This is a genomic window from Billgrantia montanilacus (genome assembly GCF_003336675.1).
Lineage (GTDB): Bacteria > Pseudomonadota > Gammaproteobacteria > Pseudomonadales > Halomonadaceae > Halomonas > Halomonas montanilacus.
This window is the reverse complement of the sequence record NZ_QPII01000015.1, coordinates 20,381-38,160: the sequence shown is the minus strand read 5'-3', so window position 1 is coordinate 38,160 and position 17,780 is coordinate 20,381. Positions and strand designations below refer to the sequence as shown.

General features: G+C 63.0%; 17 protein-coding genes. 3 read left to right on the top strand and 14 right to left on the bottom strand.

Annotated features, from left to right (window positions below; genetic code table 11):
* Nucleotides 1-31: 31 nt before the first annotated feature.
* Both DU505_RS16905 and metH read right to left on the bottom strand, forming a co-directional pair.
* Nucleotides 32-1,357 (bottom strand): MATE family efflux transporter, encoded by a 1,326-nt coding sequence (locus DU505_RS16905; RefSeq protein ID WP_114480159.1) that lies wholly within the window; start codon nt 1,355-1,357, stop codon nt 32-34.
* Entirely contained in the window at nt 1,354-5,055 is a 3,702-nt protein-coding gene (metH, locus tag DU505_RS16900; protein WP_114480158.1) for a methionine synthase, read from the bottom strand. The genes DU505_RS16905 and metH overlap by 4 nt, the downstream gene beginning before the upstream one ends.
* A gap of 236 nt (nt 5,056-5,291) precedes the next feature.
* On the opposite strand from metH, the gene nfuA reads away from it, so the two are divergent.
* Complete coding sequence (gene nfuA, locus DU505_RS16895; protein WP_114480157.1) at nt 5,292-5,882, top strand: Fe-S biogenesis protein NfuA; 591 nt, start codon at nt 5,292-5,294, stop codon at nt 5,880-5,882.
* A 53-nt stretch (nt 5,883-5,935) separates the two neighbouring features.
* Here nfuA and DU505_RS16890 read toward each other — a convergent pair whose 3' ends face one another.
* Entirely contained in the window at nt 5,936-7,018 is a 1,083-nt protein-coding gene (locus tag DU505_RS16890; protein WP_114480156.1) for a DNA-binding protein, read from the bottom strand.
* A 302-nt stretch (nt 7,019-7,320) separates the two neighbouring features.
* On the opposite strand from DU505_RS16890, the gene DU505_RS16885 reads away from it, so the two are divergent.
* Nucleotides 7,321-8,457 carry a tyrosine-type recombinase/integrase gene (locus DU505_RS16885; RefSeq protein WP_114480245.1) on the top strand — a complete coding sequence of 379 codons (1,137 nt, stop codon included), beginning with the start codon at nt 7,321-7,323 and terminating at the stop codon, nt 8,455-8,457.
* A 27-nt stretch (nt 8,458-8,484) separates the two neighbouring features.
* Nucleotides 8,485-8,916, top strand: a complete 432-nt coding sequence (locus DU505_RS16880; RefSeq protein WP_114480155.1) for a SufE family protein — start codon at nt 8,485-8,487, stop codon at nt 8,914-8,916.
* On the opposite strand, the gene DU505_RS16875 is transcribed toward DU505_RS16880, so the two are convergent.
* From DU505_RS16875 to ectA, 11 genes are all read right to left on the bottom strand, one after another.
* Nucleotides 8,880-9,287 carry a ribbon-helix-helix domain-containing protein gene (locus tag DU505_RS16875; protein WP_114480154.1) on the bottom strand — a complete coding sequence of 136 codons (408 nt, stop codon included), beginning with the start codon at nt 9,285-9,287 and terminating at the stop codon, nt 8,880-8,882. The genes DU505_RS16880 and DU505_RS16875 overlap by 37 nt on opposite strands.
* Nucleotides 9,288-9,396: 109 nt before the next feature.
* Nucleotides 9,397-9,978, bottom strand: coding sequence for a DJ-1/PfpI family protein (locus tag DU505_RS16870; RefSeq protein WP_114480153.1), 582 nt, complete (start codon nt 9,976-9,978; stop codon nt 9,397-9,399).
* 140 nt (nt 9,979-10,118) lie between these two features.
* Nucleotides 10,119-10,469, bottom strand: coding sequence for a membrane protein insertion efficiency factor YidD (gene yidD / locus DU505_RS16865; protein WP_114480152.1), 351 nt, complete (start codon nt 10,467-10,469; stop codon nt 10,119-10,121).
* A 3-nt stretch (nt 10,470-10,472) separates the two neighbouring features.
* Nucleotides 10,473-10,925 carry a phosphoribosyl-AMP cyclohydrolase gene (gene hisI, locus DU505_RS16860; RefSeq protein WP_114480151.1) on the bottom strand — a complete coding sequence of 151 codons (453 nt, stop codon included), beginning with the start codon at nt 10,923-10,925 and terminating at the stop codon, nt 10,473-10,475.
* 26 nt (nt 10,926-10,951) lie between these two features.
* Complete coding sequence (locus tag DU505_RS16855; RefSeq protein ID WP_114480150.1) at nt 10,952-11,404, bottom strand: transcriptional repressor; 453 nt, start codon at nt 11,402-11,404, stop codon at nt 10,952-10,954.
* A gap of 33 nt (nt 11,405-11,437) precedes the next feature.
* Complete coding sequence (locus tag DU505_RS16850) at nt 11,438-12,439, bottom strand: alpha-L-glutamate ligase-like protein (RefSeq protein WP_114480149.1); 1,002 nt, start codon at nt 12,437-12,439, stop codon at nt 11,438-11,440.
* Between the two features lie 4 nt (nt 12,440-12,443).
* Nucleotides 12,444-13,949, bottom strand: coding sequence for an inactive transglutaminase family protein (locus DU505_RS16845; RefSeq protein WP_114480148.1), 1,506 nt, complete (start codon nt 13,947-13,949; stop codon nt 12,444-12,446).
* A gap of 35 nt (nt 13,950-13,984) precedes the next feature.
* Entirely contained in the window at nt 13,985-14,833 is an 849-nt protein-coding gene (locus tag DU505_RS16840) for an ATP-dependent zinc protease family protein (RefSeq protein WP_114480147.1), read from the bottom strand.
* A 330-nt stretch (nt 14,834-15,163) separates the two neighbouring features.
* Nucleotides 15,164-15,574 carry an ectoine synthase gene (locus DU505_RS16835; RefSeq protein WP_114480146.1) on the bottom strand — a complete coding sequence of 137 codons (411 nt, stop codon included), beginning with the start codon at nt 15,572-15,574 and terminating at the stop codon, nt 15,164-15,166.
* 80 nt (nt 15,575-15,654) lie between these two features.
* Nucleotides 15,655-16,920 carry a diaminobutyrate--2-oxoglutarate transaminase gene (gene ectB, locus DU505_RS16830; protein WP_114480145.1) on the bottom strand — a complete coding sequence of 422 codons (1,266 nt, stop codon included), beginning with the start codon at nt 16,918-16,920 and terminating at the stop codon, nt 15,655-15,657.
* Between the two features lie 87 nt (nt 16,921-17,007).
* Nucleotides 17,008-17,586 (bottom strand): diaminobutyrate acetyltransferase, encoded by a 579-nt coding sequence (gene ectA / locus DU505_RS16825; RefSeq protein WP_114480144.1) that lies wholly within the window; start codon nt 17,584-17,586, stop codon nt 17,008-17,010.
* Nucleotides 17,587-17,780: the final 194 nt, after the last annotated feature.

Here is a 17,780-nt window from a genome sequence, read left to right as displayed (position 1 = left end):
AATATAAGGCGTCAAGTCCCATGGCCGGCGGCTATACCGCAACCCGCTGCCAGCGGCGTCGCTGCCAGATGAGGCCGAACCAGGCCGAATTCAGGCAGCGGTAGCCGAGCTGAACCCACCAGATGCCCAGCAGGCCCTGGTCCAGCGCCACCCCGACCCACCAGGCCAGTGGCAGGAAGACCAGCCACTGAAGCGTCAGCGTCGTGGTCATCACGGTGCGGTTGGCACCGGCGCCGAGCAGCGCCTGGCCGAGCACCAGCGCCGCGGCATCCAGCACGATCATGGCTGCCGTAAGCTGCAGTGGCAACCGTCCGAGAGCGATCAGGGCAGGTTCATGGAGGAACAGGCCAAGCACCAGCTCGGGGAACAGCGCCATAGGCAGTGCCAGGGCCGCCAGGCAGAGCCAGGCCAGGCGTACCACGTCCCAGCCCCAGCGGTGTGCCTCCTGGTGGGCCTGCTGCCCCAGCGAGTGACCGACCAGGCTCATGGCCGCCATGCCCAGCCCCACGCCGGGCAGTATCAGCAACAGCGAGAGATTGACCAGGACATGCCCCACCGCCACGCTGGCGGCATCGATCTGCCCCAATATCCAGAACAGCACCGCGTAGCCTGCTGCAAACCAAAGCTGCTGGAAGGAGTGGGGTGTGGCCAGGCGCAGGGTGGTGGTGAAGGTCCTGCGCCGTGGCAGCTCGGCCAGAAAGCCACACGATACCGCATGCCGTGCGCTGACCAGCGCCCAGATGGCAAGCCCGACGAACAGCGACAGGGCGGTGCCGGCACCCGCACCGGCGGGACCCATTGCCGGTAGCCCCAGATAGCCGAAGATAAGCGTGAGGCTAGCGGCCACATTGATGACATGGGTGACCAGGATGATCCGCAGATAGATCCCGGTCTGCTGGATGCCGTTCCAGTAACCCCGGAAGCAGAAGATCATCGCCACCGCCACCAGCGAGAGGACGCGCCAGCGGAAATACTCGACGGCCACCGCGGTCACGGCGGGGTCCTGATTGATCAGGCCGAGCAGGGCGGGCGCCTGCCAAAGGCAGAGCAGGATAACAGGCAGCGATACCGTGAGTGCGATCACCAGACCGGCATTGAGTGGCATGGCGCAGTTTTGCCAATCCTTCTCTCCATGCCGCCTGGCGGTCTGCGCTTGCACGCCTGACGAAAGGCCGAACACCAGGGCGGTGATCAGGAACATGGCATAGCCGCCAATGCCGACGCCGGCCAGGGCCACTTCGCCGAGGGAACCGACCAGCGCCGCATCGACCAGGTTGATCAGGCTCTGCGAGAGCATACCGGCGATGATCGGCAGGGCCAGGCGCAGGATTTTCTGTCGGCGCAGCGATTCGGTCATGCAGGGTCGTAGGAGAGCACCGGTGAGAGCCAGCGTTCCAGCTCTTCCAGGGTCATCTCCTTGCGCTCCGCCAGGGCCTCCACCTGGTCCCGAGTGATCTTGCCGGTGGAGAAATACTTCGACTGTGGGTGCGAGAAGTACCAGCCGGACACCGCTGCCGCCGGCCACATGGCAAAATTCTCGGTCAGGTCAATGCCGGCATTCACGGAGGCATCGAGCAGGCGGAAGAGGGTGCGCTTCTCGGTGTGGTCGGGACAGGCGGGATACCCCGGCGCGGGACGAATACCCTGGTATTTCTCGGCGATCAGCTCGACGTTGTCCAGTTGCTCGTCCGGCACATAGCCCCAGAACTCCTTACGCACTCGCTCGTGCATGCGCTCGGCGAAGGCTTCAGCCATGCGGTCGGTCAGGGCCTGCACCATGATCGCACTGTAGTCGTCGCCAGCAGCCTTGTAGCGCTCGGCCAGCGCCTCGACGCCATGGCCGGTGGTCACGGCAAAGCCGCCGATCCAGTCCGGCTTGCCCGACGCCTTGGGCGCCACGAAGTCGGCAAGGCTGTAGCAGGCGCCGTCGCGGTTCTTGGTGGTCTGTTGGCGAATATGATGTAGACGCTCGACCACCTGGTTACGTGACTCGTCGGCGTAGACCTCGATGACATCGTCGTCGACACTATTGGCCGGCCACAGGCCGATCACACCACGTGCCTGGATGTGCTTTTCGTCGATCAACTTTTGCAGCATCTCCTGGGCATCGGCGAACAGGCTGCGTGCGGCTTCCCCGACCACCTTGTCGTCGAGGATCTTCGGATACTTGCCCGCCAGCTCCCAACTCATGAAGAAGGGCGTCCAGTCGATACGCTCGATCAACTCTTCGATATCGTAATCGTCGAAAACCATCAGTCCGGTCATGGCGGGGCGCGGCGGCGTATAAGCGGCCCAGTCGATGGGTAGCTTGCGCTCGCGGGCCTCGGCATAGCTGAGGTCGGCGGCCTTGGGGCGGCGACGGGCGTTGCGTTCGCGCACCTGGTCGTACTCGGCGCGAATCTCGGCGACATAGCTTGGCTTCAGCGCGGGAGAGAGCAATTTGCCGGCCACGCCCACGGCGCGCGAGGCGTCCGCCACGTAGATTACCGGGTGTTCATAGCCGGGTTCGATCTTCACCGCGGTATGCGCCTTGGAGGTGGTGGCGCCGCCGATCAACAGCGGAAGGTCGAAGCCCTGGCGCTGCATCTCCTTGGCCACATGCACCATCTCGTCGAGCGAGGGGGTGATCAGGCCCGACAGGCCGATGATGTCGGCCTTCTCCGCCCGGGCCGTCTGCAGGATCTTCTCCGCCGATACCATGACGCCGAGGTCGACCACATCGTAGTTGTTGCACTGCAGGACCACGCCGACGATGTTCTTGCCGATATCGTGGACATCCCCCTTCACCGTGGCCATGACGATCTTGCCCTTGGCCTTGGTGTCCTCGGTCTTCTCCGCTTCGATATAGGGGATCAGGTAGGCCACCGCCTGCTTCATGACCCGGGCCGACTTGACCACCTGGGGCAGGAACATCTTGCCGGCGCCGAACAGGTCGCCGACCACGTTCATGCCATCCATCAGCGGCCCCTCGATGACCTCGATGGGGCGGGCGGCCCGCTGGCGTGCCTGCTCGGTGTCGTCTTCGATGTAGGCAGTGATCCCCTTGACCAGGGCGTGGGAGATGCGTTTCTCGACCTCCCAGCTGCGCCACTCCAGGTCCTCCTTCTTGGCAGGGCCGCTGCCATCGCCCTTGTAGCGATCGGCGATATCGAGCAGCCGCTCGGTACCGTCGGGGCGCCGGTTCAGGACCACGTCCTCCACCGCATCGCGCAGTTCGGCGGGCAGGTCGTCATACACGGCTAACTGGCCGGCATTGACGATGCCCATGCTCAGACCGGCGCGGATGGCGTGATAAAGGAAGGCCGAGTGGATCGCCTCGCGCACCGGGTTGTTGCCGCGGAACGAAAACGAGACGTTGGAGACACCCCCCGAGACCATGGCGTGGGGTAGATGCTCGCGGATCCAGCGGGTGGCTTCGATGAAGTCGACCGCATAGTTGTTGTGCTCTTCGATGCCGGTGGCGATGGCAAAGATGTTGGGGTCGAAGATGATGTCTTCCGCCGGGAAGCCCACTTCGTCGACCAGGATCTGGTAGGCGCGCTGGCAGATTTCGGTCTTGCGGGCGAAGGTGTCGGCCTGGCCCTGCTCGTCGAAGGCCATCACCACTATGGCGGCGCCGTAGCGCCGGCACAGGGTCGCCTGTTCCCGGAACGCCTCTTCTCCCTCCTTCATGGAAATGGAGTTGACCACCGCCTTGCCCTGGACGCACTTGAGCCCCGCCTCGATGATCTCCCACTTGGAGGAGTCGATCATGATAGGCACCCGGGCAATGTCGGGTTCTCCGGCGATCAGGTTGAGGAAGCGGACCATGGCCTCCTCGGACTCCAGCATGCCCTCGTCCATGTTGATGTCGATGACCTGGGCGCCGTTCTCCACTTGTTCCAGAGCCACTTCCAGGGCGGTGTTGTAGTCCTCGTCGACGATCAGGCGCTTGAAGCGGGCCGAACCGGTGACGTTGGTACGCTCGCCGACGTTGACGAACAGCGAACCTTTCTCGATGTTAAAGGGCTCGAGACCGGACAGGCGGCAGGCTCGCGGCCGCTTGGGCACCTGGCGTGGCGGCATGTCCTGGATGGCGGCATGGATGGCGGCAATATGCTCCGGCGTGGAGCCACAGCAGCCGCCAATGATATTGACCAGGCCGCTCTCGGCAAACTCGGCGACGATGGCCGCCATCTCCTCGGGAGTCTGGTCGTATTCGCCGAACTCGTTGGGCAAGCCGGCGTTGGGGTGCGCGGAGACGAAGGTATCGGCCTTGGTGGAGAGTTCTTCCAGATAGGGGCGAAGCTCTGCGGCACCCAGGGCGCAGTTCAGGCCGATGGAGAGCGGCTGGGCATGGCGCACCGAGTTCCAGAACGCCTCGGTGGTCTGGCCGGAGAGCGTGCGGCCAGAAGCGTCGGTGATGGTGCCCGAGATCATTACCGGCAGGCGCTCGCCGCGATCGGCAAACAGCGCCTCCAGGGCGAAGATGGCCGCCTTGGCGTTAAGGGTGTCGAAGATGGTTTCGATCATGATCAGATCGGCGCCGCCTTCGATCAGCGCTTCAGCCGCCTCATAATAGTTCTCCCGCAGCGCATCGAAGGTGACGTTGCGCTTGGCCGGGTCGTTGACGTCCGGAGACAGCGAGGCGGTACGGGAGGTAGGCCCTAGAACGCCGGCCACGTAGCGAGGCACGCCGGTTTCGCTGGCCACGGCGTCGCACACCTCGCGGGCCAGGCGAGCCGATTCCCGGTTGAGCTCTGGCACCAGCGCCTCCATGCCGTAATCGGACTGGGAGAGGCGAGTGCTGTTGAAGGTGTTGGTCTCGATGATATCGGCACCGGCCTCCAGATACTGGCGATGGATTCGCGTCACCAGCTCGGGGCAGGTCAGGGCCAGCAGGTCGTTGTTGCCCTTGAGGTCGGAGGGCCAGTCGCTGAAGCGCTCACCCCGAAAATCGGCCTCATCGAGTTCTGCGTTCTGCAGCATGGTACCCATGCCGCCATCGAGCATCAGGATACGCTGACCGAGTTGTTCGGTGAGGGTGGCAGTCAAGGCAGAGGGAACGGCGGCCATGGGTCGGGTCGGTCTCCAGCGAAGTACGGGTAGCCGGCCGCGCAAGCGCCTCTGGGCGTCTTCTTGGGCGGGCCGAGTCGGCTCGTATGTTAACAAATGCGGCGCCCCGAGGGCAGGGCTGATCAAAAACCGACCAAAATGGTCGGGATTGTCTCGCCGGCCGGTTTTGCTTACCATGAAGGGTATGTCACTTACGGCCTGCCCGACTGGGCCGCGGCCAGAGCAGCGAGAACACCATGAGCGAGACTATCCAGATTACCGACAGTGCCCAGGATTACCTTGCCGAACTGCTGGAGAAGCAGAACGTCGAGGGTATCGCCGTGCGCATCTTCATCACCCAGCCCGGCACGCCCTATGCCGAAACCTGCCTGGCCTACTGCCGACCGGGTGAGGAGGAGCCCACCGACGAACGGGTCGAGCTGGAGAAGATCAATGTGTTCCTGGACAAGAACAGTCTTGCCTTCCTCGATGAGGCAGTCGTCGACTTCAATGCGGACCGCATGGGAGGGCAGCTGACCATCAAGGCGCCCAATGCCAAGATGCCCAAGGTCAACGCCGACAGTCCACTCGAGGACCGGGTCAACTACATCCTCTACAGCGAGATCAATCCCGGCCTGGCCGCGCATGGCGGCGAAATCAAGCTGACGGAACTGACCGAGGACAAGGTGGCAGTGCTGGCGTTCGGCGGCGGCTGCCAGGGTTGTGCTGCGGTCGACCTGACCCTGAAAGAGGGGGTCGAGAAGACCCTGATGGAGCGTATCCCTGAGCTCGCCGGCATTCGTGACGTCACCGATCATACGGACACCACGAACGCCTATTACCGCTGATGTCGTGGGGTTGGCGATGGCCTGAGGAGTGCCGAGGTTATCCATTGCGGAGGTTATCGGCTCTCGCCCTCGCTTCTGTCGACAGATTCGTTTGAAGGTTCCGTTTCGATTGAAGGTCCCGCCGACGTGGGGCCTTTTTTCGTCCTGGGTAGCGCTCGTTCCTCCGTCAGGTGCGGCTCTTCGCCCTGCCAGAGCCGTCGGCTGATCTCGGACTCCAGCAGGCGCAAGCGGCTGGCCTGCTCTTCAAGATGACGCTTCTGGTCATCGATGCGCGCCTGGAGAAGCGACTGCTCATGACGCATGGTGTCGGCCCGCTCTTCGGCTCGGGCCCGGGCCCACTGGGTCTCGCGGTGCTGCTTCTCTTCCCTGGAGAGCGCGTTCCGCATCTCCTGCAGTTCCTGTTTTAGTGCCTCCTGGCGACTTTCCAGCTGACGCACATTGGCCGCGTAGCGCTTTTCCCCCGACAGGCGCTCCTGGCGGGCCTCGTCCAGCAGGCTCATCAGCCTCGCTTCGGCGGCCTCGTGGCGCTGTTCCTCCTGTTGCTGGCGAGCCTGGTGCTGCGCTTCCCGTTCCCCCAGGGCCTGCTGGTGGGCCTGGAGCTGCAGCTCGCTCTCTGCCTGCAGTCGTTCGAGCTGTTGAAGGCTGCGGGCGAGCCGCTCACCGAGCCGGCGCGCCTTGTCGAGGGCCTGGTCGCGCTCGACTTCGGCGGTGGCCAAGGCGGCGCTGCGCGTCTCCAGGCGCTGCTCGATGCTGGCCAGGTGCGCAGAGAGTGCCACTTCGCGCTGCTCCGCATCCTCAACCTGCCGCCTGGCATCCTGCATGGCGTCCCGGGCCGCCGTAATGTCGCGGTCGGCTTCTTCACGGTACTCGGCGAGCGCTTCACCCGCGGCATCCTGTGCCTTCTCCCAGAGGCCTTCGGCCAACTGCAGAATCGGTTCGGGCATGCCCTGGGCCGGCAGTGATTCGGTGCGTTCTTCACGCCGAGCACGCCATTCGCGCAGGTGGTCGCTGATGGTGGTAAAGCTGCCGGTTCCCAGCACTTCCCTTATTTTCTGAACGCTGGGGGCTTCTCCCTTGGCCATCAACGCATCGATTGCCTGCTTCACGTCTTCGTACTGCACACCGCTGCGTGCCATGTCGCTCTCCTGACGTCATCCGCGTTCCGTGCCCTGGGCTTGGCCACAAGGCAGTATTCCCTTGCGTCATCGCCTGTCATGGCTAGTTTAGCGCCAGCTTGCAGGAAGGAAAAGATAATTACATGATAATAATTACGTATGTTACGTTACGATATGTTTATAAATTCAAGATTACCCGTCTTATCTTGAATATTTGACGTTATCCACGCGAAAATGGGCAGAACCATCCCACCTTGGAGCCGGGAGAGCGCAGCGTGAGCAAGGCAGGGCAAGAACAAGAGCAAAAAACACAGCCACAGCCGATCGTGGGGCAGGCCGCCTCGGTGGTACCGGCGGCCGACCAGGCTGCGGCACGTATCGCTGCGGACGACGACCGCCATGCCGTGGCGCTGTGGCTGGCCGAGTTTCGCGCCAGCCCGCAGACGCTGCGTGCCTATCGGCGTGAAGCCGAGCGGTTGCTGCTCTGGCTGGGCGAACAGGGCAGGGGGCTCGGTGAGCTCCGGCGCCAGGATCTCGATGCCTTCGAGGCCTTCCTTGCCGACCCGCGGCCCGGAGAGCGCTGGGTCGGACCGTCGAGACCCAGGCACTCCCCGGAGTGGCGCCCGTTTCGCGGACCGCTGTCACCGGCCAGCCGCCGGCAGAGCCTGGTCATTCTCCAGGGCCTGTTCGCGTGGCTGGTCGAGGCGGGCTGGGTGTCACACAATCCGTTTCGCCTGATGCGTGACAAGCGCCGTCGCCTCGACAACCGGCAGGTGAGGGTCGAGCGCTACCTGGAGCGCCCGCTGTGGGAGTGGCTGTGGCAATGGCTGGAACGGCCGCTGGAGGAGGGGGCCGGGCCCAGGGCACGCTTCACCCGCTCCCGACGGCGCATGCTCTTCGGCTTCGCCTATCTCCTGGCACCGCGGATCAGTGAAGTGGCGGCGACACGCATGGGTGACTTCGTCATGCGGGAAGGGCGCTGGTGGTGGCGGGTCGTGGGCAAGGGCGACAAACTGGCACGGATTCCCGTGCCGCAGGACATGCTGTCATTGCTGGCAGAGTGGCGTACCTGCCTGGGCCAGGCGCCCATGCCGGAACCTGACGACGACGCGCCGCTGCTGCGTGGGCTGGACGGCCGCCGCGGCCTAGGCGACAACCAGCTCTATCGCCTCATTCGTGAGGCCTTCGCAGAGGCTGCCGAGGCCCTGGAAGCCGAGCAGGGTGACAAGGCGCAGGTGCAGCGGCTGCGCCACGCGACGCCTCACTGGCTGCGGCATACGGCGCTGACGCACCAGGCCCAGGCCGGCGTGGAGCTTCGCTACCTGGCCAGTACCGCGCGCCACTCCCGGCTGGATACCACGGCCCGCTACCTGCACGCCGAGGATGAGGAGTGGCATCGCCAGTCGTCTCTGCACGGCTTGCCGGTAGGGGCGGACGAACCCCTGGATGAGTCGGTATAATGGACCCATTCCAACCACGGAGTTCCCATGACGACTGAAGCCACCGCCGAGCAGGCGCAGCAGGAATTGCTGGACGAGTTCGAGATGTTCGACAACTGGATGGATCGCTACCAGTACATCATCGACATGGGCAAGCAGCTCCCGGCGTTCCCCGACGAGTGGAAGACGCCCGAGCGCAAGATCCAGGGCTGCCAGTCGAATGTCTGGATGCACTATCGACGTGAGGGGGATGTGCTCTATTTCGATGCCATCTCGGATGCAGCCATTGTATCTGGCCTGATTGCGGTACTGCTGCGTATCTACAGTGGGCGTCCCGCCGCGGAGATACGTACTACCAGCCCGCACTTCATGCAGGATCTGGGGCTGGACAAGCATCTCTCACCGACGCGTAGCAATGGGCTGCACGCCATGTTGAAGACGATTTACGAAGTGGCAGAGCGGGAAGCGGCCTCTACCTGACGCGAGGTTGCGGGGCGCGCCGCGATATGGCGCGCCCGCTCCCGCGCGAGGATACCCTCCGCATCCAGGCTACCTATCGAGACGTCAGGCGCGACGGGTATCTCACCCGCCAGTTGCAGAGCCTGGTAGCGTCCGCAGCAGACTCTCAGAAAGGAAGCGAAGTTGGCGGGATCATGTCCTGCTTCAGTGCATTCCTGAGAGAGCTTCGCCATCAGCTGATTGAGCGTGAGGCCGTCGCGCTTGCCTACCTCTTCCAACACCGCCCAGAAAAAGCGCTCCAGGCGAACGCTGGTGGAGACCCCGTCGAGCCGCATGGAGCGGGTCTGAGGCTCCCAGAGACCCGGCTCTGCGCCGATGAATAGTCTGCACATGCCGTTTCCCTCCCTCGCTGGTCCGGCCGATTTTCCATCATGGCGTCGGGCGCGGACCAGGGCAAGTGGCTGGAAGTGTGATTCTCGCTTATGAACCCTTCCTGGGTTCCTATAGCTCGATGCGTGTCTCGAGTACGGCCAGGAACTGGGAGAGCCACGCTGGGTGGGCTGGCCAGGCCGGGGCGGTGACAAGCTTGCCGTCGGTCACGGCATCATCCACGGCGATGTCGGCATAGTGACCACCGGCCAGCTCTACTTCGGGCCGGCAGGCGGGATAGGCCGAGCACGTGCGGCCTTCCAGCACCCTGGCGGCCGCCAGCAGCTGGGCTGCGTGACAGATCGCCGCCACCGGCTTGTCGGCATCGAAGAAATGACGCACAAGCTGGATGACCTTATCGTTCAGGCGCAGGTATTCCGGGGCGCGACCGCCGGCAATCACCAGGCCGTCGTACTCGGCGGGATCGATATCCGCGAAATCGGCATTGAGGGTGAAGCGGTGTCCCGGCTTCTCTGTGTAGGTCTGGTCGCCCTCGAAGTCGTGGATGGCGGTGGCGATGCTGTCGCCGGCTCGCTTGTCGGGGCACACGGCATCGACGCGATGGCCCACGGCCTGCAGGGCCTGGAAGGGCACCATGGTCTCGTAGTCTTCGGCAAAATCGCCGCACAGCAAGAGCAGTCGCTTGGCGGACATGGCGTGTCTCCTCATCGGCTCGTTGTGGTGGTACTACCATTGGTGAGTCTGGCACAGGCGAGACGGAGGAGGGTGGTAGCGGGCTACTACAGGAAAGCGGTTAAAGGGAGGCTGTTCCGAGTAATTTTCAGAGCGGCCTCTCAGCGTTCCGAAGCGTGGCCGGGGCCATGGCAGCGGAAATCCTCGTCGAGCTCCGGGTCGTCCTGGCAGAGTCGTTCGCTGGGGCCGCCCGGGACCGGGTCGATGCCGCCTTCGCTGCCTGGGTGGCAGCGCACGATACGGCGCGCAGCCAGCCAGCCGCCCTTGAGCGGGCCGTGAACCTGAATCGCTTCCGTCGTGTAGTGCGAGCAACTGGGCCAGAAGCGACAGCGGGGCCCCAGCAAGGGGCTCAGGGTATATTGGTAGAGCTTCACCAGGCCCAGCAGGAGCAGGCCGACAACGCGGGCCAGCAGGTGCCCCAGACGATGGATCCATGCCGCCAGGCAGTGCATCCCTCAGCGCCCCTCCACGGGCTTCTGGTAGAGCGTGTCGGGGTCGATAAGAGGCTCGCTGGTGATGCGTGCCGAGTCGCCTTCCAGTGCCACGTAGAAGCAGCTACGCCGCCCGGTATGACAAGCGGGGCCGGTTTGCTCCACCCGCAGCAGAAGGGTGTCCCCGTCACAGTCGAGCCGGGCCTCGCGCAGATGCTGCTGCTGCCCGGACGACTCTCCCTTGCGCCACAGTTTTTGCCGCGAGCGCGACCAGTAGCAGACCCTGCCGGTATCCAGGGTCTCCTCGAGCGCCTCGCGGTTCATCCAGGCCATCATCAGCACCTCGCCGCTGTCATGCTGTTGGGCGATGGCGGGGATCAGGCCGTCGGCATTGAAGCGGACGGCAGCGAGAATCGTGGCCAGTGGGTGCCGCGCATCGAGATCGGCCCGTTCCAGTTCCTTGAAGGTATCGACCATAACGTTTCCACAAGACGGTTTGGAGTTCAGGCTCGGGCGGCGGCCTCGAGGCAGACATCGCAGCTGCCCAGCAGCTCGATCGTCTGGCGCTCGACGCGAAAGCCGAGCTGACGCGCCTGGGTGTTGAGCTGGTTGTTGACGTCGTCCAGGTGAAGTTCTTCGACCCGCCCGCAATGGCGACAGATCAGCAACTGGAAGCCGTGTGCATGCTCGGGGCAAGGGCAGGCCACGTAAGCGTTCAGCGACTCGATACGATGTACCAGCCCTTGCTCGATCAAGAAATCGAGGGCGCGATAGATCGTCGGGGGGCGGGCAGCGGCATGCTCGACTGCCAGGCGATCGAGGAGATCGTAGGCTTTCAGGCCGCCGCTGGCGCCGGCGATCATTTCGAGGACGCGCCGACGGATCGGGGTGAAGCGCGCCCCGTGGCGCTCACACTGTCTTTCGGCCTGCCGCAACAGGCTATTTGAATCGGTCATGAGAGACCCGATGCTGAGGAGAATGCCCCCATTCTACGCGCTGGGCAGTGGGGCGGCCAGCGGCTGGGGAGGAGGGGTAACACCCTGGAGCTCCCCGGAGCGGGCAAAGTGTTGCTGGGCGAAGGCGACGCGCTCTACAACGCTGAGGCCGTCAGACTGCTTTTCGATCAGGTCCAGGCGTGAACGCAGGCCTTCTCCGTTGGCCATCTGGATGGCGAGGCCGGGACGGGCGTTGAGTTCCAGCAGCATGGGGCCGCGATCGCGATCGATCACCATATCGGTGCCGAGGTAACCGAGCCCGGTCATTTCGAAGCAACCGGCAGCCAGCTCCAGCAGGTTTCGCCAGTCGGGGATGTGCAGGCTAGCCAGCTCGTGGCCGGTATCGGGATGCTCCCGCCGCGGGCGGTCGAACTGAACGCCCCGAACGGCGGTACCCGAATTGATGTCCAGTCCCACGCCCACGGCACCCTGGTGAAGGTTTGCCTTGCCATCGGAGGCGGCCGTGGACAGGCGCATCATGGCCATCACCGGGTAGCCGCGAAAGATGATGACCCGGATGTCCGGCACGCCCTCGTAGGTGTACTCCGAGAGGTGCTCGTCGAAGTTGATCAGGGCTTCGATCATGGCAACGTCAGGGGTGCCGCCCAGCGAATAGAGCCCCGACAGGATGTTGGAGACGTGTCGTTCAAGGTCCTTCAACCCCAGGCGCACGCCGCTGGGCTTGATGAAGCTGTCGCCATCGATGTGATCGATCACGAGGATGCCCTTGCCGCCGCTACCCTTGGCCGGCTTGATGACGAAGCCCTCGTGTCCAGCCACAATCTTCTGGAGCTGCTTGATGCCGAACTGGGTCGTGACGGTGCCGATCAGGGCAGGCGTGGTGATGCCGTACCGCTCAGCCAGCAGTTTTGTCTGGAGCTTGTCATCCACCAACGGATAGAGCCGACGGTCGTTGTAGCGGCCAATATAACGGATATTGCGTCGGTTCATGCCGATGATGCCGTACCGCAGGAGTTGGCTAGGTCTTGCCCACATAGAGTCAGTCCTCGGTAACAGGCTTGAAGCGCCGCAATTCGAGTAGGCGATACCCCGTATAGTTCCCGAGCAGGAGGATCAGCGACATGATGATGAGCTGAACGCCAAGGAAATTGAACGTGATATGGCGGATCCAGGGGTTGTTCATGGCCAGATAGGCCAGCACAGCCGTGACCAGGCTGCCACCGCCCTGGATCAGCACTTGCTTGGGGCCTTCCTCCTCCCAAAGGATCGACATTCGCTCGATGGTCCAGGCGAGGATGATCATCGGGAAGAAGGTGATGGTCAGTCCTGCGTTCAAGCCCACGCGGTAAGAGAGTACCGAGAAGATCGAGATGATGGCGATGACCGTGATGATCACCGCCGACACTCGCGCTACCAGCAGCAGGTTGAGATAGGAAAGGTAGTTGCGGATCACCAGGCCCACGGCAACGACCAGGAGAAAGCCGATCAGCCCGGTGGGAAGGGTGGTCTGAATAAAGGCCAGGGCGATAAGCACCGGCATGAAGGTGCCCGAGGTCTTGATGCCCACGATGATGCGCAGGAATACCACCACCAGGGCACCGATCGGTATCAGCAGGATGGTCTGGAACAGCGCCTGCTCTTCGAGGGGCAGGCTATGTATCGAGAAATTCAACAGGGTATCGTCGGCCAGCTGGCTGCGGACGGCGGCGGCGGCTGGCTGATTTCGCGACAGCATCGAGAATGTCACCCGTGAGTTGCTACCGCCCTGGACCTCCAGCACGGCGCGCCCGCCGCTCTCCCAAAGCAGGAGGTTCTCGGGTTGGCCTTGCGCACCGGTGGTCGGATTGAACAGCGCCCAGTTGTCGTCGCCTGCGAATACCTGGATCCAGGGGGTCAGGGTCTGGCGCCGGCGGCCGTCTTCAAGCAGAAGCCCGCTGACCTCCCTTGCAGGCACGTCAGCCTGGTTGAGCAGCCTGACCAGGAGCGTGCTGCGCTCGAACTGGGTCAATAGCAGCCGGGCGTTTTCGCCCTGACGATCCTCGCTGAAATCGTGAATAAGCTCGCGGGCAAAAGTATGGGGGTCGGCGCTGCGGGCCCATGCCCGCTCGATGACCTGGGCGGCCGCGGTATCGTAGGGGCGCTCCCAGGTGATTTCGCGCAGGGGTGGCGTCGGCAGCTCTCGCTGGCGCCGGTCCTCTGTCACCAACAAGCGTGCCGAGTAGTAGAGCTGTTGGCTGCCGGCCGCTTCTCGAATCGACCACTGTGCACGACGGCCGGTTTCGTCCTGGAGAAACGACAGGCCATAGCCTGGTGATGCGGTGTTCTCGGTCAGCAGGCGATAACCACGCTGGTGCTGGGGCAGGGCGAGGTCAACGCGCACCGGATTGCCCAGGGCGGTGAAATCGATGATCGCCTCCACTTCCCATACCGTTCGCTGCTCGCCCTGGGTCCAGGGAACCTCGAACTGGACGTGTCGGTGCACGCTCATGCCAATACCCACTGCCATCAGCAGGCCTACGATGAGATAGAAGGGCAATCGTGACATGAATCTTCCTTGTTGGGGCTTGGAGGCGCCGCGGCTTAGCGGTCTTCCTCCTCCTGGTCGTTGATTTCATCCTGTGCCGCTTCAGCGGCGGGGCGTCCACCGGGGAACTCGGGCCTTGGATGCAGATAGCTCTCGGCGACATCGATCAGCGCGATATCCATCAGAAACCGGCGGCCCAGCAGCACCGGGTAGTTGAGGTGGGTACGGTCGTTGAGCGTGAACTCAACCGGTTCACGAATCGACCCCAGGGTCATCAGCAGGCTTACCACCGGCCGCGATTCGCTTCCGGCGGCCTGCAGGATACGCACACGTCGTTCCACAGGCGCTTCGATCCACTCGTTGCGGACGTCGTCGACGACGATATCGTCCTCATTGACACCGAGCTTGAAGCGTACCCAATCCTCGCCGTCGCGTTCGAAACGGGTGATATCCTTGGCCGACAGTGAGGACGTATTGGCACCGGAGTCGATGCGGGCCCGAAGGTAGGTGCCGATATCGGCCAAGCCGATCCACTCGGAACGACCCACCAGCTCCTTGTCGGCAAGCGGTGCATCGTCAGGCTCATTACACTCCGCCCTGACGATGACGGGTTCCTCGCCGCGCTGCTCAAGCCGCTGGATATTGCCGCGCAGTTCCCGGAGCAAGGCGTTGGCATTCTTCACATCCGCCAGCATTTCGCTATGGCGAAGATCATGACGGGACAGCCGATCCTCCGTCTGATCGCAGCGTAGGGCAATCGTCTGCTCGAGTTGTTCGATCCGCGCATCGAAGGCATCTGGTCCAAGGACGGGCTCGGGTTCGGCCTCAGGATTCAGGGCGCAACCGGAAATCAGCAGGGAGACCAGCAACCAGGGTGTAATGGCGATCAGCGGTTTCGGTCGCATGAATGGGAATTCTCCGTGTCGGGCTTCACCCGAGGCGCGGGTGTGGCCGGGAGTGTGGAGTGGGACGCGAGCAGTGTCTTCGCGCAGGGCGCGACGAGAGATGATAAGGAGTTGGTGCCTAGCTTGTCCAACGCCGTGGAAAGATCACCGATTTAACATAATATACATTATGCGAACACACGCCCTGGTGAACACGAGCCGACACGATCGCCCGAAGGATTCGTAGCCCTGAGATACGAACACCCCCAGAGCCATCAGGCTCCAGGGGTGCAGCGTTGGCTTCAGGCTACCTGCCTGGCCAAGGCGCGACAGCTTAGTGCGGTACTCGGCCTAGAGCGGCTTCTTGTCGTCGACTTCAGCCGGCGCGTAGGAGCCATCCTCGCGGTGTACTTCCTTGCCGGTCAGCCCTGGCGTAAAGACGCAGGCCAGGTGCATGGTTTCGTGGGCCCGCAGCAGGTGTTCGTCGTGCTGGTCGAGAATATAGATATCGCCCGGCTTGATCGGCCAGATCTTGCCATCCGCCAGGGTTTCCACTTCACCTTCGCCCTCGATGCAGTAGACTGCCTCGAAGTGATGCTTGTAATGGATATGCGTCTCGGTACCCGCGTAGATACGCGTGATATGGAAAGAACAGTTGCCGCCGTCGTCGGCCAGGCTCAGCCGAGTGCTGTCCCAGGTGCCGCTCTCGGACTTGACCAGGCGGTCGGTCTGACGTGCTTCCTCGAGATTGCGAACGATCATAGAGTGTCACTCCCGTTAACTTAATGTCGGGCCGGCTGCGGACAGCCGGCCGATACACCAGACGCTATCGCCCTGCTCCCTCAGGCGATGACCTGCTTGACGCTCTCTTCGAGGATGTCCAGGCCCTGCTGGAGATCCTCGTCGGGAATGGTCAGGGGGCAAAGGCACTTGACCACTTCACCGTCCTGACCGCTGGTCTCGATCACGAGACCGTTTTCGAATGCCTTGCCGGTGATCTTGTCGGCGATGTCGCCAGTGCCGACATCGATGCCGCGCATCAAGCCCCGACCTCGTTCCGTTGCCTCGACCCCGTGCTCGGTGAGCCAGGCTGCGATCTTCTTGAAGCGGTCTGCGACAATGTCTCCCTTGCGTTGAACATCTCGCTCGAAGGTATCGTCGGACCAATACTGTCGCATGGCCGCAGCTGCGGTAGCAAAGGCCAGGTTGAAGCCGCGGAAGGTGCCGTTGTACTGGCCGGGTTTCCACTTGTCGAGTTCCGGGCGCATCAGCACGTGGGCAAATGGCAGGCCGAAGCCCGACAGCGACTTGGAATTGGTCACGATATCCGGGGTAATGCCGGCATGCTCGAAGCTGAAGAACTTGCCGGTACGGCCGCAGCCGGCCTGAATGTCGTCAACGATCAGCAGGATGTCATTGGAGCGGCAGATTTTCTCCAGGCGCTTCAGCCATTCGAGGCCAGCCACGTTGATACCGCCCTCCCCCTGCACCGTCTCTATGATCACGGCGGCAGGAGTGTCGAGGCCGCCGGACTTGTCGGCCAGCAGCTTCTCGAAATAGTCCAGGGTGTCGGTATTTTCGCCAAGATAACCGTCGAAGGGCATGAAGGCCGCGCCCTGGAGCGGGATGCCGCCGGTAGCTTCGCGGAACTTGCGATTGCCGGTGGTGGCAAGCGAGCCCATGGTGACACCGTGAAAGCCATTGGTGAAGGTCACGATATTATGGCGCCCCTTTGCTACGCGCGCCAGGCGGATGGCGGCCTCTACGGCGTTGGTGCCGGTCGGCCCCGGCAGCTGGATCTTGTAGTCCAGGCCGCGCGGCTTGAGGATCACCTCCTCGAGGGTTTCTAGGTAGTCGCGCTTGGCGGCCGTCCAGAAATCCAGGCCGTGGACTATGCCGTCGCTGGCCAGGTAATCGAGCAGTGCCTGCTTCAGGTGGGGATTATTGTGGCCGTAGTTGAGCGTGCCGGCGCCCGCCAGGAAATCGATGTATTCACGACCGTTCTCGTCGGTGAGGCGGGCGTTCATCGCCTTGGTGAAGACCACCGGGAATGAGCGTGAATAGGTGCGAACATTGGATTCCATGCGTTCAAGTGTCTGGGTCTGCATCGTGCGACCTCCTGGTGAGGGTGGAAAAACAGCATAAGGAGCGTGGGCGGCGCAGCTCATCGGCCGCCCAGCGTCTAGCGGACGGGATCAGAGGCGACCGGTATCGAAGGGACCGATACGCACCAGGTTCTCGGGATCGTGTTCACCGCCGAGCTGGTCCGTGGAGAAGTATTCACGGCTATTCAGGGGGGCCTGCCATCGATCGGCCAGACGTCGAAAAAGCCCCCACGATGCCTGGTTGTCAGGCGTGATGGTGGTTTCCAGGTGGTGGACGTCGTCAAGCTCTGGCCGGGTCATGACGGCTTCCACCAGGCGGCGGGCAAGCCCGGTGCCTCGGGCTTTCTCACCGACCGCAACCTGCCACAGGAAGTAGGTGTCTGGGGCGTTGCTCTTCACGTAGCCAGAGACGAAGCCAACGATTTCGCCCTCTTGATTGGTCGCCACCGCGCAGGTATCCCTGAACTGGGTAGCCAGCAGCAGGTAGGCGTAGGCGGAATTGACGTCCAGCGGTGGGCAGGACTTGATCAGCTCATAAATACCCCAACCGTCATCGGGATTGGGCTTGCGAATAAACAGCGGTGCGGCATCGCTGCCAACCACGGCGTCGGCCACACTGGGCCGTGCCAGATCGGCAGAAGGTGTAAATGGTTGCGGTGTCACATTCATGTTCAGACTTCGCTGTAGCGATGTTGCGCATAATGATAACAGGGCTCATGACTAAAGAAAAATAGACATTATGCCCCAGGCCCTCTTCCATAACGGCAAATTATGAAGTGACGTTTTCTGTCCGCCGACCGATGTCGTCATTTCATGTCACGCTGATAGTCTAGTCCAGCTTTTTTCTGCTCGCCTCACGCAAA